The organism is Pseudomonas tremae (assembly GCF_001401155.1).
GTDB lineage: Bacteria > Pseudomonadota > Gammaproteobacteria > Pseudomonadales > Pseudomonadaceae > Aquipseudomonas > Aquipseudomonas tremae.
The window spans coordinates 101,159-122,301 of the sequence record NZ_LJRO01000048.1 but is presented as its reverse complement, the minus strand read 5'-3'; the positions used below and the strand labels follow the sequence as shown (position 1 = coordinate 122,301).

Below are 21,143 nucleotides of genomic sequence, written 5' to 3'. Positions count from 1 at the left end.
ATATTAATTCACAGGCAAAAAAAAAGGGACTGCACCCTGCCTTCAAGGAACAGCCCCTAACAAATCACTTTCAGAGCAAAGACTACTCGTCGTTGGTTACAGGAATACGACGGACCTCATGTCGCCGGCACAGGACGCACGCCTGACTGGCAGGTCTCCGGCATCGCCAACGCGTCGGTCTGCGGGACTTCCCGAGCCACGTTCCAGACCACGATCGCAGCGATCAGATCGAACACCGCCAGCACCACGAATAGTGGGCTGTAACCGATTTTGGTGACCAGCACGCCAAACACCATCGTGAATGCCGCCGCACCAAAAAAACCGAACATCCCGCCCATGCCGGTGGCCGTGGCGACCTCGTTTTTGCCGAACGAATCCGAGGTGATCGAGTACAGCGCACCTGACAGGGTCTGGTGTGCGAAGCCGCCGATGCACAGCAATGCGATCGCCGTATAAGGGCTCTCGACCAAGCCGATACAGGCGGGTCCGATCATGCAGGAGCAGCCGAACAGCATGACCATCTTGCGGGAAGTGAACAGCGATACCTTGCAGTATTTGTGAAACAGCGGGCTGAGGTAACCGCCCAGCACGCAGCCGACATCAGCCGCCAGGAACGGCAGCCAGGCGAACATCGCGACTTCCTTGATGTTCATGTGGCGCTCCGTCATCAGGTACAGCGGAATCCACGCGTTGAAGGTTTGCCAGGCAGGCTCGGAGAGGATGCGCGCTGAAGCAATGGCGTAGAAGTTGCGGTTCTTGAAGAGCCGCTTCCAGCTGCCTTTTTGCGCGGGAGCATCCTTCAGGCGTGCTTCCTGGCCACTGAGGATGTAATCGCGCTCAGTGTCGCTCAGCAGCTTTTGATCGCGGGGATGCTTGTACAGCAGCATCCATACACCGCTCCAGATTATTCCCAGTCCACCCACGATCAGAAACGCCAGCTCCCAGCCACTTTGCAGAATCGCCCAGACCACCAGCGGCGGTGCAAGCAATGCACCGAACGACGAGCCGATGTTGAACCAGCCAATGGCGACCGAACGCTCTTTGGCCGGGAACCACTCGGTTGTGGTCTTCACGCCGGCAGGCAGGCCGGCAGCTTCGGTGAGGCCGAGCAGACCACGGAAAATCGCCAGACTCTGCCAGCCCGTTGCGAACGCTGCTGCCGCACAGGCTGCGGACCAGGCCACCGCGAAAATGGCGAAGCCCATCTTGGTGCCTATTGCATCAATGATGTAACCCGCCACCGGCTGCATGACGGCATAGCAGAGCTGCCAGGCAACAACGATGTGCGCGTATTGCTCAGTGGAAATGCTCAGCTCACTCATCAGCGTCGGCGCTGCGACAGACAGCGTGTTACGTGCGAGGTAGTTGACGACCAGGCCGGCCGTGACCAGGCCCACCATCCACCACCTAATGCCTTTTATCTTCATCTCTTCACCTGATTATTTTTAGATTGGCGATGAGCGTCCCGCGGCCGAAACCGAGAGGCGGCTGGATTTATGTAACGTCAGATTTCAATTGTACAGGGAGGGAAAACGCCACTGATCGCAGCTTTTCGTGCAAAAAATAAGATTTTTTGCGTAACGCAGGCGTACTTATTGCCTGAAGGAAAAGACTGACCATAGACTTGTTACTCTTTGAATTATTTTTATGGTTGCAATTTTATCGAAGTCTTATGTTGTCGTACAACATGCCGCAGTTATAGTCATTTGCCATGACGCTGTCAATTGTCAAAACGGTGCTCGGCCATGCTGTACGGACGCCCGAAGGGTTTTTCGATCACGGCTAGCCTTTCGCGTTATACGACAACTAGCGTAAACCGGCGATTTTGGGCGGCGCATCGCCCTTATGGCTGCCGACTTCCAGCGGGCAGTGCCAAAAGATTTCAGACCGAATGCAAGAAACCTCTTCAGGCGCTTGCACAACGGTCACAAATGATCTCATTCTGGCGCTGGTGTCAGGCAATGGAACTGCTGGCGACATCTGTCCGGGCCTGACCCGGTGTTAACTGCCACCGATCCAAGGAAGAGGCGCCCGCATGCCTGAACCAAGCAGTCTCGCCAGCTGGAACCGCGCTCTGCGCAAGCAACTTGACGCTGTGGACACGGACAGCGAAGCGCTGTGCCGCAGGGCCGGAATAGACCCAAAGTCGCTGGACGACGCGAGCATGCAATTTCCGGCAGACGTCACCGCCAGGCTTTGGCAACTGGCGGTTGCATCCAGCCGCGATCCGGCGCTCGGGCTGCGCGTTTCGCGCTTTGTCAGCCCCACTGCGTTCCATGCGCTGGGCTATACGCTGGTGGCCAGCGGTTCACTGCGGGAGGTTTTCGAGAGAATCGTGCGTTACCGCTCGACGGCTGAGGACTCTCTGGAGCTGGACTTCAGAACAGTCGGCGAGCGCTATGAATTCCGCTTCGGCACACCGAAGTCGTGCCAATCGCCGGTTCATGAACTGCTGGACGCTTTCGCAGCCATTTACGTGCGCACTTGTCGCAACCGGCTGGGCAGAGGCTATGCCCCTCTGGCCATACACCTGCAACGCCCCGCGCCTGAAGATCCCCGACCATGGGAAGACCTGTTCCGTTCGCCGTTGAATTTCTCGGCAAACGAAAACCTGTTGGTGTTTGGCGGCGAAGATTTCGACAGTCATCTGGACGATGGTCCGATGCAGGTAAATGAGCAGGAAAGCACCAGCGATCTTCTACCTTCGCTGATCTGGGAGCAACGCGTGCGCTCGGCCATCGAGACGTTGCTGCCGGATGGCGAGCCCACTGCGCAAAACATCGCAGAAGCCCTGCACCTCAGCCCCCGCAGTCTGGAGCGCCATCTGGCAGATGAGGGCTGTTGCTATGACCTGCTGCTCAACCAGTGCCGACAGAATCTGGCGCTGCTGCACATGAGCGAGCCACAGACTTCATTGAGCGAGATTGCCTGGCTACTGGGTTTCGGCGATACCGAGAGCCTGAGCCGCGCGTTCAAACGCTGGACAGGACTGACGCCCGAGGAGTATCGAAGTGCATCGGGGCGGTGATCCCGACTACCGTGCGACGCTCCACGTCGGCATAACGCTCTGGGCGCTCTGCGTCCAATCCTGAACAGGCCGTGCGGCGCAGATCTGTGACGCAGAGCGTCACCCAAGGCATTCCCACGCTGAGCGTGAGGAACGATAAGTGCGGGTGGACACTATCGCTCTGCGTCGAGCCTAGCGGGCGTCGATACGCGCCAGCTCAGGCAAGTCGCCGGACAACCCCAGTGCTTCGCGCACGAACAGGGCTTTCGCTTCCGGCATCTGATTGACCATCTTGAGCCCGGCATTACGTAACCAGCGCAAAGGCAGCGGGTTGGCCTGGAAAAGACGCTCGAAGCCTTCCATCGCAGCCATCAGCGCCAGATTGTGCGGCATGCGGCGCCGCTCGTAGCGACCCAGGACACGTGTATCCGCCACGCGCTCGCCGCGCAGTGCAGCGTGCGTCAACACCTCGGCCAGCACGGCAGCGTCAAGAAACCCCAGGTTCACACCCTGCCCCGCCAGCGGATGAATGGTGTGCGCAGCATCACCAATCAGTGCCAGCCCTTTGGCCACATAGCGTTTGGCGTGACGCTGGCGCAGCGGCACACACAGGCGTGCGTCGGCACTCAATACCTGACCGAGCCGGCCCTCGAACGCGCTTTCCAGCTCGCGGCAGAACGGCTCGTCATCCAGCAGCATCAAGCGTTCAGCCTCGCTCGGCGTGACCGACCAGACGATCGAGCACCAGTGTTCACCCTCGCGATCCAGCGGCAGAAAAGCCAACGGGCCGTCGTCGGTAAAACGCTGCCATGCGGTTTTTCTGTGGGAATCGGCCGTCCGCACGCTGGTGACAATCGCGTGGTGCTGGTAATCCCATTCCCGGGTTGGTGTTTCGGTGAGACGGCGCACCGCCGAGTTCGCTCCATCGGCCGCAACCACCAGCGGCGCCCGCAGCAGGCGCCCGTCGGCAAGCGTCAGCAGCCAGTCATCACCGGAATGACGCATCTGCTCGAGACGCGCATTGGCCAGCAACCCGATATCGCTGTCATGCAGCCGGTCGAGCAGCGCATCCTGCACCACACGGTTTTCGACAATATGACCCAACACATCGGCATGCACGCTGGAGGCAGAAAAGTGAATCTGCCCGGTGCCGCTACCATCCCAGACGTGCATGTGCGCGTACGGGCTGGTACGACGTGACACGATACCTTCCCACACACCGAGGCGCTGCAGGATCCGCTGGCTGGCGGCCGACAGGGCACTGACCCGCGGCTCGAACGTTGACTGCCTGTCGAACGGCTTGACGCTCATCGGGCCACCATCGACCACCAGCACGTCAAGCCCGCTTTCCTGCAAGGCCAGCGCAAGAGCGCTGCCGACCATTCCGGCTCCGACAATCAGCACATCTGCGCGCGTTTCCATGGTCAAACTATTCTCGCTTGCGGCCGTAGCCGGTTATTGAAATTGTTTGTTTCACACATCGGTTCGCGTCCCCAACCCCATGGCCTGACGAGCAAACCAGCGCTTGGCAACGGGCAGCAGGTCCAGCCCCAGCAACCCAAGATTACGACCAGTGGCGACTGCCGACCGGCTGCTGCCGAAAAGGCGCGTCACCTTGTCGGAAAAGCCAACGGTCAACTGCTGATCCTGCCGCTGACGCTCGCGGTACAGCTCCAGCGTCGGCAGGTCGCCGAGCGGTGCGTCGCTGTTCAGCAATGTCTCGGCCAGTGCATCGGCATCGCGCAATGAGAGGTTGAAACCCTGCCCCGCAATCGGATGCAGGCTATGGGCAGCGTTGCCCAGAATAACCAGATGCGAGCGCACCTGTTCCTCGGCCTCGACCAACGCCAGCGGGTACACATGGCGCGCGCCGACCTGACGCAATGCACCCAGACGATAACCGAATACGCCCTGCAGCTCTTCGAGAAAGCTGCGGTCATCCAGTTCGGCCAGTCGCTGAGTGTCGTTGCCAGGACGCGTCCAGACCAACGCACAGCGATTGTCAGGCAACGGCAACAGGGCCATCGGCCCGTCATCGGTAAAACGCTCGAACGCCTGACCACAATGGGCTTCGCTCGGCGAAATGTTAGCGATCAGCGCGCTCTGGTCATAGGGACGCTGCCGCACACCAATCCCCAACTGGTCACGCAGACTGGAACGACCACCGTCGGCAAGCACTGCCAAGTCGCACTCCAGCTCGGAGTCATCGTTCAGCGTCAGACGATAACCATCAGCCAGCGGCTGCATTTGCCTGACCTCTGCCGGCACCCGCCAGCTGACGACATCCCGATCGAGCCCGGCCCAGAGAGCCTGTCCGAGCCAGGCGTTTTCCACCACATAGCCGAGCGCCGGAACGCCCTCTTCGATCGCGGACAAACGGGTGGCGCCGAAGCGGCCCCGGTCCGAGACCTGAATTTGCAGGATCGGCTCGGCGCGGCGGGAAATCTGCTGCCAGATACCCAGCCGCTCGTAGATACGCCGGGCACCGAACGACAGCGCCGAAGAGCGGGCATCGTAACTGGGCTGCCAGGCTTCGCCAGGCGCAAAAGGCTCGATCAGCACGATCTTCCAGCCGCGCGCCTTGGCTCCCGCCTGAAGCGAAAGCGCAAGACTTGCACCAACCAGACCACCGCCGACAATCGCGATATTGAACCGGCTCATGCGACCTGCCCCCGTGCAGCAGCCATCAGCGCCTCGATTTCGGCGACGGTCTTGGGCACGCCGCCGGACAGGATTTCACAGCCCTGCCTGGTTACAACCACGTCATCCTCGATTCGCACACCTATACCTCGCCATTTCTTCGCGACATCCAGATTGTCGGGGGATATATAGATCCCGGGTTCGACGGTCAGCGTCATGCCAACCTCCAGAACTCGCCATTCGCCGCCGACCTTGTATTCGCCGACGTCATGCACATCCATACCCAGCCAGTGGCCGGCGCGGTGCATGTAGAACGCTTTGTAGGCCTCAGTCTCGATCAATTGATCGACATCGCCGCGCAACAGTCCCAGCTCGACCAGGCCCGCAGTAATAACCTGGACCGTCGCTTCGTGCGCCTGGTTCCAGTGCTTCTCGGGGCCGATGGCGTCGAACGCTGCGTACTGGGACTTGAGCACCAATTCATAAATGGCTTTTTGCTCGGCTGAAAACCTGCCATTCACCGGGAAGGTGCGGGTGATGTCGCTGGCGTAACAATCGATTTCGCACCCTGCGTCGATCAGCACCAGATCACCGTCCCGCAAGGCTGCGTCATTCTGCTGATAATGCAGGATGCAGCCATTACGGCCCGAAGCGACAATCGAGCCGTATGCCGGCATCTTCGAGCCGCCCTTGCGGAACTCGTAATCCAGCTCGGCTTCCAGGCTGAACTCGTGCAGACCGGCGCGACAGCCCTGCATCGCACGCACATGAGCACGCGCGGAGATACCTGCCGCCGCCCGCATGACCTTGATTTCTGCTGCAGACTTGTAAAGACGCATATCATGCAGCAGATGATCCAGCGCGACAAACTCCTTGGGCGGCTGGGCGCCCAGGTGCGCCTTGGAGCGAATCACGTTGATCCAGTCCATCAGGTGCCGGTCAAACTCGGGGTTGCTGCCCATCGCCGAATACACCCGGTCGCGGCCTTCTATCAGCCCCGGCAGGATCTCGTCGATATCCGTTATCGGGAACGCATCGTCCGCACCAAAATCCCGAATCGCGCCTTCCTGCCCGGCGCGCAAGCCGTCCCACAATTCCCGCTCGGGGTTTCGCTCGCGGCAGAAGAGCACGTACTCGCCGTACTCGCGTCCGGGAATAAGCACCACCACCGCTTCTGGTTCGGGGAAGCCGCTCAGGTACTGAAAGTCACTGTCCTGCCGGTAGACATGCTCGACATCGCGATTACGAATGGCAACCACAGCAGCCGGCAGTATCGCGATACTGTTCGGCTCCATCTGAGCCATCAGAGCTTTGCGGCGGCGGGCGTATTCGGACTTCGGGATTTGAATCATTGGCAGCATGAGTCCTGATGGAGTCTGCCGGCGCAGGCGGTATCAGCCCGCGCCGGTGTCGCAGTAGTCGCTATCGGTCAGTGCAGGGAAGGCTTTGGTTCCGGCGCGGCAGGTTCGTTGAACTCGGTGAACAGCAGCAACGGTGCCACGCGCATGTATTCCATGACCTCCATGTAATCGGTCTCACCGTCCTCGGACTCTTCCAGCGCATCCTGCACCTGGGCGATGGCAGCCAGGTCTTCGAGCACCGCTTTTGCTTCGCTGCCGAGCTCCTTGTCGCCGATGGCCAGGCCAAAGCCCGACAAAAAGCCCTGACACCACTGGCCCAGTGCGGCGGCGCGCTCGGTGAGCGGCTCGTCATCACCGGGCAGCAACAGCACGACAGTCATGTCGTCGCCGGTGAGCTCACCTTTGGCCATCTCTTGCAGACCGACCAGCGCAGCACGAATGTTATCTTGCGGCTCGGTTTCGAGCAGCATCGAGGCATCGGCGAACCAGCCTTCGCTGTCGAAGCCGGCCCCCGCGCAACTGCGGCCCAACAGCAGGCCGTGCAGCTCGGCAGGTGATACGTTGTGACCGCCACTGTTGAGCAGAGTGGCAAACGCTTTGTACGGAGAATTCTGAATGGGCATGGGTAGCTAGTCGCCAAACGGCGCAATGTCTAGAATGGAGGCCTTGTATCCTAGACTATCCGCGCGACAAGATCACCCGGACGGCGGTTCGAGCTTGAGCATGAGCATCGCTCCCCCCTGCCATTCATCAGAAAGTATCCAGTGGAAAACAATGGAAGACACCGACCTGCAAGCGCTGATGAAACGTGTGGAGTTGCTCCTGAAGTACGCCGAGCAACTTAAAGGCCAAAACGCACTCCTATTAGCTCAGGAAAAGTCCTGGCGCGAGGAACGCGCCCAACTCATTGAAAAAAACGAAATCGCCCGGCAGAAGGTCGAGTCAATGATTTCGCGCCTCAAAGCCCTGGAGCAAGACTCATGAGCAATGGCAACAGCGTTACCGTTCAAATCCTCGACAAGGAATACTCCATCATCTGCCCTCAGGAAGAGCGCACCAACCTGGTCAGCGCCGCCCGCTACCTGGATGGCAAGATGCGTGAAATCCGCAGCAGCGGCAAAGTCATCGGGGCCGATCGCATCGCCGTGATGGCTGCCCTGAACATCACTCACGACCTGCTGCACAAGGAGCACGTGCCTGACGTGCAGACCAGCGGCTCGACCCGTGAACAGGTGCGCGACCTGCTCGACAAGGTGGATCTGGTGCTGGCCACAGACACGCCCGGCACACCGGATTCAACTCGGGGCTGATTATTTCGGGGCATTTCTGTATACTTGCGCCGCTCCCTGGAGTGCTTGCCAGTCGGTCATGTCCCTGAGCCGATACGCACAACCACGGGGGTTGCACGTTGGGGTTGGTGTGCATGTCCGCTAGACGGAAAGCCTTAAAACCTCCTGCAATCTCCACCTTGAACTTTCGGGTTCAAGGGCTACACCGACAGCGGTACGTCGGGGAGTCCATATTCAACACGTTGCCTGGCAACCCGCCTGGCAACGACGATCCAGCTTTGGTTTCAACCTCTCGGATCAGCCTGCATGACCTCTCTCATGATCAGCGCTCAAACGCTCACACGTCCGCAACTGCGTCGCCAGCTACGCACGGCACGCAGGGCGCTGAGTAAAGTCCAGCAGCGCCAGGCCGCCCGTGGCATCTTCCATCAGCTGGCGCAGCACCCGTTGTTTCGTCGCGCCCGGCACGTTTCGCTGTACGTGCCGATGGATGGCGAGATCGACCCGCGCCTTCTGCTGCGCGAAGCGCAACGTCGTGGCAAGGCAACTTATCTCCCGGTACTCAACGCATGGCCGCGCACGCGCATGGTGTTTCAGCGCGTGCGACCCGGCGAACGGTTCGTCCCCAATCGCTTTCGCATCCCCGAGCCACGCATCAACCGTGCGAAGCAACGCAGGGTCTGGGCACTCGATCTGGTTTTGATGCCACTGGTGGGTTTCGATGACGAAGGCGGTCGCCTCGGTATGGGCGGCGGCTTCTATGACCGCAGCCTGGCTTACCTGGCGCGCAGAAAGACTTGGCGCAAGCCGATTCTGCTGGGACTTGCTCACGAATGTCAGAAAGTGGATCGGCTGGCACAGGCCAGCTGGGACGTACCGCTACAAGGCACGGTGTCGGACAGGAACTGGTATTTGAATAAAGGTATCTGAAAAGCGCACTCTGATCGCGAGGCATTCAACGATCAGAGTATCAACAGGGCTTAATGCCTGCCGGGGACTTTCTGCTGTTGCTGAGTGATCTCTACAGGCGCGTTGTCCTTGGTGGTCCACAAGCTCTGCGCATAACCCGTTGTTACGATACCCAAGCCAAACAAAATAACCAGAATCCAGAGTAAATCAGGCTTGCGCTTCAATGACTGCCCTCCTTAGGCAAATCAATACACTGTCCGCACCGGTTACCTGAGCAACCGTGCAGCAGCGTGGAACTTGAAAGGTCGGCATTTTGCGGTAACGTGAACCAGTACGCAAATAGTGGCGCCAGCCGACTGTCGGTTTGTCATACAACTTTTTTTGCTTACGTGAACTTTCTGCCTCTGGAGCATGCACGATGGCCTATTGGCTGATGAAGTCCGAGCCTGACGAATTCTCGATCAGCGACCTGCAACGACTGGGCAAAGCGCGCTGGGACGGTGTCCGCAATTACCAGGCGCGTAACTTCCTGAGGGCGATGGCCGCAGGGGACGAATTCTTTTTCTATCACTCCAGTTGCCCGGAGCCGGGCATTGCCGGCATCGGCAAAATAGCTCGAGTTGCGTATCCAGACCCGACAGCCCTTGACCCCGACAGCCACTATCAAGACGCGAAGGCCACTGAGGAGAAGAACCCGTGGAGTGCCATCGACGTCGAGTTTGTGGATATCTTCAAAAAGGTGCTGGGGTTGGGTTATCTGAAGCAACAAAGCCAGCTTGAGCAATTGCCGCTGGTGCAAAAAGGCAGTCGGCTCTCAGTCATGCCAGTCACCGCCGAACAATGGGCGGCGATCCTGGCATTACGCTGACAGGGGCTTACTGAACGATGAAGTTATTGAACAGCAAGTCTTCGACAACCGGCTTGCCCTCTTCATCATTCATGACACGCTGCACCTGTTTGAGCGCTTCCTGACGAATGTTTTCCTTCGCTTCGGCGCTGCTCATGGAGTCAACCGTCTGCTGCGTGAACAACGATACCAACTGATTGCGGATCAAGGCATCGTTGCGCTTCACGGCAGCTTCGGCATCGGCGCCGGTCACACGCAAGGAGATATCAGCTTTGTAGACGCGCAGTTTGGGGCCGCCATCCAGCGCGTAGTTGCCCACGAATGGAGGCGTCAGCGACACATATGCCGCTTTGGGCGGGCCCCCTTCTTCCTTAGCTTCTTCCTGCGCCATGACGGGCAATGACAAGGCCAGCAATAACAGAATCCACGCTTTCACAGTCCACTCCTTAATACGGTTTGCCACGTAGCTTACAGCTTATGTGTGCTTATCAGGCAGGGCCATGCTTGTTGACCCGAGAACCCACTTAACTGACTTTATCGGCCATTACCGGAAAAGGAATAGCCCGATGAAAGCCCTGTTATGCAAAGCCTTCGGTCCTGCCAGCACGCTGGTGCTCGAAGACGCGCCCAGCCCCGAGATCAAAAAGAATGAAATCCTCCTTGATGTGCACGCTGCCGGGGTCAACTTCCCCGATACGTTGATCATCGAGGGCAAATATCAATTCAAGCCACCCTTCCCCTTCTCACCGGGCGGTGAAGCAGCCGGCGTGATAGCGGCAGTGGGTGAAAAAGTCACTCACCTCAAACCCGGCGATCGCGTGATGGCCCTCACCGGCTGGGGCAGCTTTGCCGAGCAGGTCGCCGTGCCTCACTACAACGTATTGCCGATCCCGGAAAGCATGGACTTCACCACCGCCGCTGCATTCAGCATGACTTACGGCACCTCCATGCACGCCCTCAAACAACGCGCCAACCTGCAACCCGGCGAAACCCTGCTGGTGATTGGCGCCGCTGGTGGGGTTGGCCTGGCAGCCGTCGAAATCGGCAAAGCCCTCGGCGCACGCGTCATTGCCGCCGCCAGCAGCGCCGAAAAACTTGAAGTGGCCAAGAACGCAGGCGCAGACGAACTGATCAACTACAGCGAAACCAGCCTCAAGGACGAAGTAAAACGCCTCACCAACGGCAACGGCGCCGACGTGATCTACGACCCGGTCGGCGGCGACCTCTTCGACCAGGCCATCCGCACCATCGCCTGGAACGGCCGCCTGCTGGTCGTCGGCTTCGCCAGCGGCCGCATCCCGGAACTGCCCGTCAACCTCGCCCTGCTCAAGGGCGCTTCGGTGGTTGGCGTGTTCTGGGGCTTGTTTGCCCAGCGACAACCGCAAGATAATGCGGCGAACTTCACGCAGTTGTTTGCATGGTTTGAAGAAGGGAAGTTGAAGCCGCTGGTATCGACGGTTTATCCACTGGAAAGGGCTGGAGAGGCGATTGATTTGTTGGGGGGGGCGGAAGACTGTGGGGAAGGTGGTGGTTGCAATAGGCACCGCACCAAAAAAAACATAAACCCAACTAGAAAACCAGGCAACATAATATGTATGTCATTAACACTTGAGGACTGAAACAACATAGCCATACAGACAAGGAGAACTGTATGGCCACACGAAAAAAGCGACGAACAAATATATTGCATGACCAGACAAATGGAACTGTAAACATAAGTCACGGTAGCTCAACCAAGCCTCAAAATACTGGTTTCTTCGGAGGGGCTTTACCAATACAGGAGCATCAAGCAGTAAGCGAAGACGCAGGCGATTAAAGGCGCGAGCACAACAGCAAGCAGCACAAGCTCAAGCATATGCTGAAGCTCAAGCGCAGGCAGAGCGGCAGGCTACAGAACATGCAGCGGCTCAAGCAAGAGCGCAGACAGAAGCTGCAGAACGAGCACGCATTGAAGCGCAAGTACGTTCGCAGACCGAAACAGATCAGGCCCATAGACAGGCTCTTGAAACGCTGACAAATGCCTATCCATCTTTACAATCTGGATTGGCACAAAACTATTCGCAGACATCTGGAAGGCTGCCGAATTCTATTCAGGAAGAAATAGCGTCGAAGCTCGATCATAATGTCGACTACTCAAACGAACAACAAATTCGCGACCTGATACTTCAGGAAAAGGCCAGGATAAATTATTTAATTGAATCCAAAAATTCGCTACTGGAAGAGCGTTGCGCTCAGGCTCTTGGTCTCACCGGCCAAGAACTTGATCATTCCACACAAAAAGACCACCTGAACTATCTGGTGCACTACAGTCAGGGGGATCCTCAACGTGTGCAGCAGGCCCATGAAGCGTGGGTAAACGCTTTATCTCAAACCTACGAAGCAAAGCTTCTTGCCGATTCGGTCACGCTTCTCAATGAGCAATCAGCAGCGCTTTCCATGCGCCATGCTGAATTGTCGCTGGCCAACAAGGCGGCGAGTCAGCATGCAGAGCGGGCATCAGTACGACAGGCCGCTGGCATCGACAAGCTGTGGTCAGCTGTTGCCCCCGCTGCAACCACCACCGCAGCATCGGGCATCAGAACCATTGCGACCAACATCGTGAAAGACCAACTCGTCAGGGTTGCGACCAGAACGCTGGGCAGCAATCTGGTCACGTTGTTGGCGATGTATCCACAACCGTTGGGCGACTCAGAGCTGCCGCCTGCTGTGATCGCCACACCTCTGTCGCAGCTCAACCTGCCACCGCATATCGATCTGCAATACCTTGCCAACGTCAAAGGCACGCTAGATGTGCCTCATCGGCTGACGTCCCGCGAAGCCGGAACAAGCGGCGCTGTGCGCTGGGTGGCTGCGGACGGTGTGACAGTCGGCACCAAGGTGCGTGTAAGAAGTTTCACCTACAACGCACAGAACAATTCCTACGAATTTATCCGAGACGGAGAGTCCACACCAGCACTGATATGGACGCCAATAGCACGACCGGCGGACAGCTCGACAAGCTCACCCGTCGGGCCGCCAGCCTTGCCGGTAGATCCAGGCAACGTGGTGACACCTTTTGTACCCTAGCTTGAAGCTTACCCGGCGATTGATCGAGATGATCCTGATGACTACATTCTCATATCGCCGATTGATTCCGGGCTGCCCGATAGCTATCTACTGTTCAAGGACCCGAGGTCGATTCCAGGGGTTGCGAGTGGGTTTGGTGAGCGCATAACAAACACTTGGTTAGACGCTAGGACTCGGGCTGAGGGGGCTCCAATTCCTTCTCAAGTTGCAGATCAATTGCGTGGGGTACGCTTCAGCAATTTCGGCCGTCAGAGAGAAGCCATCTGGAAAGATGTGGCAAATGACTCAGAAATCAGTCAACAGTTTAGTCAGCGGAACCTGCAATTAATGAAGGCCGGTAACGCGCCGCATCCAAAATTAGAAGATCAGGTAGGACGGCGTACGAAATTCGAGATTCATCACAAGGAAGAAATTGCAAACAGCGGATCGGTGTATAACATGGACAACCTAGTCATCATGACACCAAAACAACATATAGAGCATCATAGGAACCGTTCACAATGATTATGAAAGAAAAAATTGAAGATTACACTGAAGAAGAGTTTCTTGATTTTTTGAGGGAGTTCTCTCCCGAGCGCAACAAGCTTGAAGGGAAAGAATATGGGGCATATGTCGACGTGTTGTTGCAGCATTTCATTAAAGTGACCGAACACCCCGCACAGTCAGACGTCATATTTTATCCTGAGGAAGGCCAAGAGGACAGCCCTTAAGGGGTTCTGAAGGTAATCAAAGAATGGCGAGTTCAAAATGGCAAGCCAGGCTTCAAGACATCTGCCACCTCATAGTCGACTATCAATTTCAATATAAAAGGAACACTATCCATGGACGAATTAACTCATCACCTCAATCAACTTCCCGACTTCCTGCATTTGGAGGTTTCTCATCATGCTGGAAATACTGACGGACAACCGCCGTCACACGTAGTAGAGCGTTATATTAATGCTACGCATCATCTTATGACTAGTAAGCGCGTCCCTTTGCGCCAAGACCATATTGACAACATAACATTCATGTGGGGCGACACCGGATCCTCAAAACAAGATATGGAAAACAGGGCATTGATCCGCAACATGCCAGGTGGAGGGCAAACTGACTTTTTTCAATGACGATTGACGCTGATTTTTATATGCAGAGCATTCGATTCTTGGGTGAGTTCAAGATCAGCCTCGAATCACTGCTCGCTCGATTAAAAGAACAAGAACGCCAACACGCAGAGCGCATGGCCCAAGAAGCCGCACAACGCCAAGCCGAAGAAGCAGCGCGCGCAAGAGCCGAGGCTGAAGCGGCAGCTCGACGACTCGCGGAAGAACAAGCAGCGCAGCAGCGAGCCATAGAGGCTGCGTTACAACTTGCACAGCGTCAGGTCGAAGAAGCGGAGCACGCATTGGCCCTACGCAACGCCGAGGAAGCTCGCACCAGAGAGGCCGAATCCCGCCATGCGGTCGAGGTGACTTTTGGACCTGAGGCATCGCGAGAAATCGATGACGCGATCAAAGTACTGAGAGGCACTATCGAAATCGCGATCACAGACTTCTCGAACGCGATCAACCCTCACGGCGCGCTCGACATGAGCCAGCTTGAAACGATTCAGAATATGAGCACTACTCACTAATCTCTTGTGACAAGGCCGGGGCCAAGGCGATGATGCCTTGGCCCCGACACTGTGCATCAAGTGGAACTGATGCAAGTCTTCAAAACAAACCAGACTGTTACAAAGCATTCCTCACATTCTCCGGCAAATAATCAACATACCTGCGCATCGGATTCTTTTGACATTGAGCGACAATACTCTGCACCGCCTCCAGCAGTTCAAGAACCAGTGCCTGACGCTCGTCCAGGGTGAGGAATTGCTCTATGACCGGACCGCTCGACAGGTACAGCTCTGTTCGCATTATCACGTCCGGCTTGATGTCCTTGCGCCATTTGCGACCCTCGAACATTTCCATATTCAACTGCCAGCACAACTCCTGCTTCAGCTCGGCATTGGATGTCAGCGGCGGGTTGCTGTGCGGTCGCCCTGTGAAGGTAAACGTGACCGTGACTGCTTCGCCCTCGGGATGAGAGTCCGGTGGCTCCCAGGGTTCGAAGGTCCACTGTTCAACAGCACTTCGGGTCAGGCTGATGAACCTCGGATCAGTTGCCCCCCGCACTTCAAGAAAGCGCAAACCTCCGTCGGCCTGAATGAAAATCCTGACGGTGACACTGTTTTTTACCAAGGCATAACGCACTGACACCGGATAGTCCGGCTCCGGCATGTACAACGGCACCGGATACGACGGCAACGCCTGTGCTGCCCCCGCCCAAAGCAACCCCGCAAGCACAATCACACTCAGCCCGCGGCTCATTCGCTACCCTCAGCCAGCCCCGCCATCAACACCCTCACCGGTGCTGGCAGATAATCCCCATACCGGTGGTCAGGATTGCTCCTGTAGTTGCTCACCACTGTCGGTATCGCTGCACCCAGTTGTTCCAGCAACGCTTTGCGCTCGGGTTCAGTGCGCTGGTGCGCAACATGGCTGCCGAACAAGGCTTGCCCGGTATAGGAAAACACGTCGACTTTACTCAGCGGCTCTTTGGGGTAGCCCTGGCGGGCGGATTTCACTTCGTGGTTGAGGTAGCCGCAACGAATGTTGCCGAGGCCGACGGTGACTTCGGTGTTGAAACGCCGATAGCCGTGGGAGCCGAAAATCACCGGGACGGTGCCGATCCAGGGCTTGTAGCGCCATTGGCGGAGCGTTTGCTCTACCGCTTCGGTGAGCTGCGGGTGGCAGCTCTCGATGGCCCTGACTTCGCGGATCTGGCCGTCGGACTTTATCCACAGTTGCGCCCGAACCTTGCCGGCGTAGCGGGTCTTGATCAGCTCGGCGGGAAAAACCGGTGTCGGCGTGTGCATCGGCACCAGAAATGACTCGGCTGCGCTGACAGGCAGGGCCAATGCTGCTGCAATCATGAACGCGGAAATTCTCATTGTTGTATGGGCTCATTGTCTTGATGCGCCCCGTTGGCGCAATGACGACGATGGTAAAAGGCTGTCGGCCGGCCAGTCAGCGCGCGACTTCCGATAGACCTGTAGGAGTAATCCCAAACTCTTGATACACAAACAAACATTTGCCGAATGTTCATAAAAGAACAGGAAAACGTCCGTAATCCCTGCAAAGAATCAGCCGGGAGGCACTGCTTTTTTCTGTAATGAAAATGTAATATTCGCTTTCGCAAGAAAAACAATAATCAGGAGCATCTCCATGTTTGGTTTTTTCCGTCCCGCCAGGCACCAGACACCCCTTCCCGAAGAAAAAGTCGACAGCACGTATCGCCGCCTGCGCTGGCAGATCTTCGCAGGCATCTTTATCGGTTACGCCGGCTACTATTTGCTGCGCAAGAACTTCTCGCTGGCGATGCCGTACCTGATCGACGAAGGCTATACGCGTGGTCAGCTAGGCGTGGCGATGTCTGCCATCGCAATTGCTTACGGCCTGTCGAAATTCCTTATGGGGATCATTTCGGACCGCTCCAACCCTCGTTACTTCCTGCCGTTCGGCCTGCTGGTCTCTGCCGGGATCATGTTCATCTTCGGGTTTGCACCCTGGGCAACGTCCAGCGTCACGATCATGTTCGTGCTGCTGTTCATCAATGGCTGGGCACAGGGCATGGGCTGGCCACCGAGCGGGCGGACGATGGTCCACTGGTGGTCGCAGAAAGAGCGCGGCGGCGTGGTGTCGGTTTGGAACGTGGCGCACAACGTCGGTGGCGGTCTGATCGGCCCGCTGTTCCTGCTCGGCATGGGCTGGACCAATGACTGGCATGCGGCGTTCTATGTGCCGGCGGCTGTTGCGTTACTGGTCGCAGTCTTCGCCTTCGCCACGATGCGCGACACGCCGCAATCAGTGGGCCTGCCACCTATCGAGCATTACAAGAACGACTACCCGGAAGGCTACGATGAAAGCCATGAGGAAGAGTTCAGCGCCAGGGAAATCTTCGTCAAATACGTGCTGCGCAATAAATTCCTGTGGTACATCGCGATGGCCAACGTGTTCGTCTATCTGTTGCGCTACGGCGTACTGGACTGGGCACCGACTTACCTGAAAGAGGCCAAGCACTTCACGGTCGACAAGACCTCATGGGCTTACTTCCTCTACGAGTGGGCGGGCATTCCGGGCACGCTGTTGTGCGGCTGGATGTCCGACAAGATTTTCAAGGGCAATCGCGGCCTGACCGGCATGGTATTCATGTTTCTGGTGACCATCGCCACGCTGGTGTACTGGCTGAACCCTGAAGGCAACCCGACCGTCGACATGATCGCGCTGGTGTCCATTGGCTTTCTGATCTACGGCCCGGTAATGCTGATCGGCTTGCAGGCGCTGGAACTGGCGCCGAAGAAGGCAGCAGGTACAGCGGCTGGCTTTACTGGACTGTTCGGCTACTTGGGCGGCTCGGTCGCGGCCAGCGCGGCGATGGGCTACACCGTGGACCATTTTGGCTGGGATGGCGGCTTCGTGCTGTTGATCGGCGCATGCATCATGGCGATGGTGTTCCTCGCGCCGACCCTGAGGCACAAGCAGGTCGCCAGTACGTCCAGAGACGCACCCGAAACCAAGGGCCAGTCAGGCAGTCTCTGACCAGCAGCGCTTGAGCCGCGCCTCCAGATTCAGGTCTGGCATGGCGTGGCTACGCAGTGCCTTGGCAGTCTGCTCAACGTATTCGCGGGTGGTTCCATAGCGCCCGCTGGCGGTGGCCAGCACCTGGCTCAACACGCTGTCTGGCAAGTTGCCCGCGTAGCTGGGCAAATGCCGCTCCAGCACGAACCCCAACGCCTGCACTTTTCGACCATCTTCAAGACGGCAGTTGAGCCAGTGCGGTCGATACGAGGGATAAGGCATCTCGCGCTCCCACAAGGCCAGCAGCGATTTTTCCAGGCACTCATCCGGCAAGCGATAAGCGAAACCGGTGCATGAGCCGCCACGATCCAGCCCGAATACCAGGCCAGGCGCTTCCGGCGTACCGCGGTGTTCATGGGACCACAGGTAAAGGCCGCGATGATAACCGTGCACGCGAGCGCGCTGGCTTTCTACGGCCGTGCATTCAGGGCGCCAGATGAGCGAGCCGTAAGCGAACAGCCAGACCGGGCCACCCTTGTGGCTGCGCATGGTGGCGCTCATGGATGCGAGCAGTTGCTCGCGAGTAAGCTGAGGGCCCATATCTATAACGGGCGGGTACGTCAGGCCAAGGCCGTCGTGTACCGCAGCGGCCAATTCGTTGAGTGGATTCTCCATTTGCCTCCCTGACAGGCTGACTGTCAGTCTTTACCGAGCCCCGCTGAATCGCTCGTGGGTGAGCGGCATCAAGGTATCGTGGTTCGGTTAACGCTCAAGGCCGAAGGCCTGTCTTGCCAAAAATCGTCTGGTTACTCAATGACATCGCCAGAAACTACAAAAAGTTGAAGCAATTTACACTCCAGTTGTGTTGCCGTCAGTCCGGCGTCATGGACGAGGTGCGTAGGCAAATACATCTGCGCGCATCTGATGGGCGTCCATACCGGCATTGACCAACGCATCGAGCGTTCCATAAATCATCGCAGGCGAGCCGCTGGCGTAGACATGCACGCCGGACAGGTCCTTGATGTCCTCGCAGACGGCCTCGTGCAGCAGGCCGCAACGCCCCTCCCACCCGCACACATCGCTGACGACCATGTGCAGAAAGAGATTGGGCAGCTTCGCCCACTCATCCCAGTGACTGACCTGATAAAAATCGTCAGGCCGCCGCACGCCCCAATACAGGTGTACCGGGTACTTGAAGCCCCGGGAACGACAATGTTCGATAAGGCTGTTCATCTGCGCCATGCCCGTACCGGCAGCGATCAGGACCAGCGGCCCTTCAGGCAGCTCGGCAAGGTGGGTGTCACCGAACGGCAGTTCGACGCGCGCCATTTTGTTGCGTTGCAACTGCTCGATCAAGCTGCGCGCACTGTCTTCGCGAGCCAGTACATGCAATTCAAGATCACGCCCGTTGTGCGGAGCAGAGGCGATGGAGAATGCCGACTTGTCGCCATTATCCCGCTCGATCATCAGGTACTGCCCCGCGTGATAACGCGGCGACTTGCCTGCAGGAGCGCGCAGGCCGACACGCCAGACATCGCCTCCCACCTCGACACACTCGCTCACCTGGCACGCAAAGCTGCGTACCGGTAATTCGCCCTTGGCCAGCACGCCATCCCAGAGCACCACGCAATCTTCAAGCGGCTCGGCCACACAGGTATGAATTTCGCCGTGATCCAGAACCTGACCCGACTGTGTCACGCGGCCTTCGACCAGCAAGGCCGAGCACACATGGCAATTGCCGTTGCGACAGCTCTGTGGGCATTCGTGGCCCAGGCGCTGTGCAGCATCAAGGATCCGCTCGCCCGGCAGGGTTTCCAGCACTGCCCCTGAAGGCTGCAAGGTTACACGCATCAATCTATTCCCAGCTGAGTCCAGATCTCGTCCACACGGCGTGTGGTGGCTTCGTCCTTGACGATCGCCCTGCCCCACTCGCGCGTAGTCTCGCCTGGCCATTTGTTAGTGGCATCCAACCCCATTTTCGATCCCAACCCCGAGACCGGAGACGCGAAGTCGAGGTAGTCGATGGGTGTGTTGTCGATCATGACCGTGTCGCGCTTGGGGTCCATTCGGGTGGTAATGGCCCAGATAACGTCATTCCAGTCGCGCGCATTGATGTCGTCGTCGGTGACGATCACGAACTTGGTGTACATGAACTGGCGCAAGAACGACCATACGCCCAGCATCACGCGTTTGGCGTGGCCGGGATACTGTTTCTTGATGGTCACCACCGCCATGCGATACGAGCAACCTTCCGGCGGCAGGTAGAAATCGACGATTTCGGGAAACTGTTTTTGCAGGATCGGCACGAACACTTCGTTCAGGGCGACGCCAAGAATCGCAGGCTCATCCGGTGGCCGTCCGGTGTAAGTGCTGTGATAGATCGGCTTGATGCGGTGCGTTATGCGCTCGACGGTCAGCACCGGGAAGCTGTCGACTTCGTTGTAGTAACCGGTGTGGTCGCCGTAAGGCCCTTCGTCAGCCATTTCGCCCGGATGAATCACGCCCTCAAGCACGATTTCAGCGCTGGCAGGCACCTGCAGGTTGCTGCCACGGCATTTGATCAGCTCGGTGCGCGAACCTCGCAGCAGGCCGGCGAAGGCATACTCGGAGAGGCTGTCCGGCACGGGTGTTACGGCACCGAGAATGGTCGCCGGGTCGGCGCCCAGCGCGACGGCAACCGGATAAGGTTCGCCGGGGTGCTTTGCGCACCAGTCCCGGAAGTCCAGCGCGCCGCCTCGATGGCTCAGCCAGCGCATGATGATCTTGTTACGGCCAATGACTTGCTGGCGATAGATTCCGAGATTCTGGCGCTCTTTGTTCGGACCTTTGGTGACCGTCAGGCCCCAGGTGATCAGCGGTGCAACGTCGCCCGGCCAGCAGGTCTGCACAGGCAGCATGCCGAGATCGACGTCGTCACCTTCAATGACAACCTCCTGGCAGGGTGCGTCCTTGACGACCTTGGGCGCCATGGCAATGACCTTGCGGAAAATCGGCAGTTTGGACCAGGCATCCTTCAAGCCCTTGGGCGGCTCGGGTTCCTTGAGGAACGCCAGCAACTTGCCGATCTCGCGCAGCTCGCTGACCGCCTCGGCGCCCATGCCCATCGCGACGCGCTCGGGCGTACCGAACAGGTTGCCCAGCACCGGGATATCAAAGCCGACCGGTTTTTCGAACAGCAGGGCCGGCCCCTTGGCGCGCAAGGTACGGTCACAGATTTCAGTCATTTCCAGCACTGGGGAGATAGGCATGTGGATGCGCTTCAACTCTCCGCGCTGCTCAAGCTGCTGCACGAAATCCCTTAGATCTTTGAATTTCATTAACCCGGCCATTTATCCAAATAGACACACATCCTACCTGCTCCAGCCCTTCAAGGCAGCTAATCCGCGGCGCACAGGCAAAAAAAATGGTGCCCCGAAGGACACCATTTTT

18 protein-coding genes, 1 other RNA gene and 4 pseudogenes are annotated in these 21,143 nt (G+C 57.9%); 11 read left to right on the top strand and 12 right to left on the bottom strand.

The window, feature by feature from the left end:
• Nucleotides 1–116: 116 nt before the first annotated feature.
• Nucleotides 117–1,400, bottom strand: coding sequence for an MFS transporter (locus ALO43_RS03260; protein WP_024668693.1), 1,284 nt, complete (start codon nt 1,398–1,400; stop codon nt 117–119).
• A 635-nt stretch (nt 1,401–2,035) separates the two neighbouring features.
• On the opposite strand from ALO43_RS03260, the gene ALO43_RS03255 reads away from it, so the two are divergent.
• A complete protein-coding gene (locus tag ALO43_RS03255; protein WP_005888075.1) occupies nt 2,036–3,028 on the top strand; it encodes an AraC family transcriptional regulator in 993 nt (330 codons plus the stop codon).
• A gap of 171 nt (nt 3,029–3,199) precedes the next feature.
• Here ALO43_RS03255 and ALO43_RS03250 read toward each other — a convergent pair whose 3' ends face one another.
• The 4 genes from ALO43_RS03250 to ALO43_RS03235 all read right to left on the bottom strand — a co-directional run bounded on the left by ALO43_RS03250 (nt 3,200) and on the right by ALO43_RS03235 (nt 7,631).
• Nucleotides 3,200–4,429: a 2-octaprenyl-3-methyl-6-methoxy-1,4-benzoquinol hydroxylase gene (locus ALO43_RS03250; RefSeq protein ID WP_005888074.1), complete on the bottom strand. Its 1,230-nt coding sequence runs from the start codon at nt 4,427–4,429 to the stop codon at nt 3,200–3,202.
• Nucleotides 4,430–4,480: 51 nt separating this feature from the next.
• On the bottom strand, nt 4,481–5,668 hold the full coding sequence (ubiH, locus tag ALO43_RS03245; RefSeq protein WP_005888072.1) for a 2-octaprenyl-6-methoxyphenyl hydroxylase: 1,188 nt from the start codon (nt 5,666–5,668) through the stop codon (nt 4,481–4,483).
• Nucleotides 5,665–6,999 carry a Xaa-Pro aminopeptidase gene (gene pepP / locus ALO43_RS03240; protein WP_054997094.1) on the bottom strand — a complete coding sequence of 445 codons (1,335 nt, stop codon included), beginning with the start codon at nt 6,997–6,999 and terminating at the stop codon, nt 5,665–5,667. The genes ubiH and pepP overlap by 4 nt, the downstream gene beginning before the upstream one ends.
• Nucleotides 7,000–7,076: 77 nt before the next feature.
• Nucleotides 7,077–7,631 carry a YecA/YgfB family protein gene (locus ALO43_RS03235; protein ID WP_005888068.1) on the bottom strand — a complete coding sequence of 185 codons (555 nt, stop codon included), beginning with the start codon at nt 7,629–7,631 and terminating at the stop codon, nt 7,077–7,079.
• Nucleotides 7,632–7,782: 151 nt separating this feature from the next.
• Here ALO43_RS03235 and ALO43_RS03230 point away from each other — a divergent pair, with 151 nt between their 5' ends.
• From ALO43_RS03230 to ALO43_RS03220, 4 genes are all read left to right on the top strand, one after another.
• Complete coding sequence (locus tag ALO43_RS03230) at nt 7,783–7,992, top strand: TIGR02449 family protein (RefSeq protein ID WP_003380080.1); 210 nt, start codon at nt 7,783–7,785, stop codon at nt 7,990–7,992.
• Complete coding sequence (locus ALO43_RS03225; RefSeq protein ID WP_005888066.1) at nt 7,989–8,318, top strand: cell division protein ZapA; 330 nt, start codon at nt 7,989–7,991, stop codon at nt 8,316–8,318. The genes ALO43_RS03230 and ALO43_RS03225 overlap by 4 nt, the downstream gene beginning before the upstream one ends.
• Before the next feature lie 30 nt (nt 8,319–8,348).
• A non-coding RNA gene (gene ssrS, locus ALO43_RS28190) (6S RNA) lies at nt 8,349–8,527 on the top strand.
• Nucleotides 8,528–8,615: 88 nt separating this feature from the next.
• The gene (locus tag ALO43_RS03220; RefSeq protein ID WP_005888064.1) at nt 8,616–9,227 is read left to right on the top strand and encodes a 5-formyltetrahydrofolate cyclo-ligase; all 612 of its coding nucleotides are present in this window, start codon (nt 8,616–8,618) and stop codon (nt 9,225–9,227) included.
• A 50-nt stretch (nt 9,228–9,277) separates the two neighbouring features.
• Here the strand turns inward: ALO43_RS03220 and ALO43_RS30870 are convergent, their stop codons facing one another.
• Nucleotides 9,278–9,430 (bottom strand): hypothetical protein, encoded by a 153-nt coding sequence (locus ALO43_RS30870; RefSeq protein WP_005888062.1) that lies wholly within the window; start codon nt 9,428–9,430, stop codon nt 9,278–9,280.
• 194 nt (nt 9,431–9,624) lie between these two features.
• Here ALO43_RS30870 and ALO43_RS03215 point away from each other — a divergent pair, with 194 nt between their 5' ends.
• Nucleotides 9,625–10,074: an EVE domain-containing protein gene (locus ALO43_RS03215; RefSeq protein WP_054997093.1), complete on the top strand. Its 450-nt coding sequence runs from the start codon at nt 9,625–9,627 to the stop codon at nt 10,072–10,074.
• 7 nt (nt 10,075–10,081) lie between these two features.
• Here ALO43_RS03215 and ALO43_RS03210 read toward each other — a convergent pair whose 3' ends face one another.
• On the bottom strand, nt 10,082–10,489 hold the full coding sequence (locus ALO43_RS03210) for a flagellar basal body-associated protein FliL (RefSeq protein ID WP_005888059.1): 408 nt from the start codon (nt 10,487–10,489) through the stop codon (nt 10,082–10,084).
• A 130-nt stretch (nt 10,490–10,619) separates the two neighbouring features.
• Between ALO43_RS03210 and ALO43_RS03205 the strand changes: the two are divergent.
• The 4 pseudogenes from ALO43_RS03205 (at nt 10,620) to ALO43_RS31995 (ending at nt 14,731) form a co-directional block, all read left to right on the top strand.
• A pseudogene (locus ALO43_RS03205) lies at nt 10,620–11,616 on the top strand (NADPH:quinone oxidoreductase family protein).
• A 384-nt stretch (nt 11,617–12,000) separates the two neighbouring features.
• A pseudogene (locus ALO43_RS03200) lies at nt 12,001–13,623 on the top strand (S-type pyocin domain-containing protein).
• Nucleotides 13,620–13,904: pseudogene (locus ALO43_RS03195) on the top strand (bacteriocin immunity protein). Before ALO43_RS03200 ends, ALO43_RS03195 begins: the two co-directional pseudogenes overlap by 4 nt.
• 36 nt (nt 13,905–13,940) lie before the next feature.
• A pseudogene (locus ALO43_RS31995) lies at nt 13,941–14,731 on the top strand (hypothetical protein).
• A gap of 97 nt (nt 14,732–14,828) precedes the next feature.
• On the opposite strand, the gene ALO43_RS03185 reads toward ALO43_RS31995, so the two are convergent.
• Both ALO43_RS03185 and ALO43_RS03180 read right to left on the bottom strand, forming a co-directional pair.
• Entirely contained in the window at nt 14,829–15,464 is a 636-nt protein-coding gene (locus tag ALO43_RS03185) for a hypothetical protein (RefSeq protein ID WP_005888043.1), read from the bottom strand.
• Entirely contained in the window at nt 15,461–16,087 is a 627-nt protein-coding gene (locus ALO43_RS03180; RefSeq protein WP_005888041.1) for an energy transducer TonB, read from the bottom strand. Before ALO43_RS03180 ends, ALO43_RS03185 begins: the two co-directional genes overlap by 4 nt.
• Before the next feature lie 274 nt (nt 16,088–16,361).
• On the opposite strand from ALO43_RS03180, the gene glpT reads away from it, so the two are divergent.
• A complete protein-coding gene (gene glpT / locus ALO43_RS03175; protein WP_005888039.1) occupies nt 16,362–17,735 on the top strand; it encodes a glycerol-3-phosphate transporter in 1,374 nt (457 codons plus the stop codon).
• Here glpT and ALO43_RS03170 read toward each other — a convergent pair.
• The 3 genes from ALO43_RS03170 to ubiD all read right to left on the bottom strand — a co-directional run bounded on the left by ALO43_RS03170 (nt 17,721) and on the right by ubiD (nt 21,031).
• The gene (locus ALO43_RS03170) at nt 17,721–18,389 is read right to left on the bottom strand and encodes a gamma-glutamylcyclotransferase (RefSeq protein ID WP_024669145.1); all 669 of its coding nucleotides are present in this window, start codon (nt 18,387–18,389) and stop codon (nt 17,721–17,723) included. The genes glpT and ALO43_RS03170 overlap by 15 nt on opposite strands.
• A gap of 207 nt (nt 18,390–18,596) precedes the next feature.
• Nucleotides 18,597–19,565 (bottom strand): CDP-6-deoxy-delta-3,4-glucoseen reductase, encoded by a 969-nt coding sequence (locus ALO43_RS03165; RefSeq protein ID WP_005888035.1) that lies wholly within the window; start codon nt 19,563–19,565, stop codon nt 18,597–18,599.
• Nucleotides 19,565–21,031 (bottom strand): 4-hydroxy-3-polyprenylbenzoate decarboxylase, encoded by a 1,467-nt coding sequence (gene ubiD, locus ALO43_RS03160; protein ID WP_024669147.1) that lies wholly within the window; start codon nt 21,029–21,031, stop codon nt 19,565–19,567. Before ubiD ends, ALO43_RS03165 begins: the two co-directional genes overlap by 1 nt.
• Nucleotides 21,032–21,143: the final 112 nt, after the last annotated feature.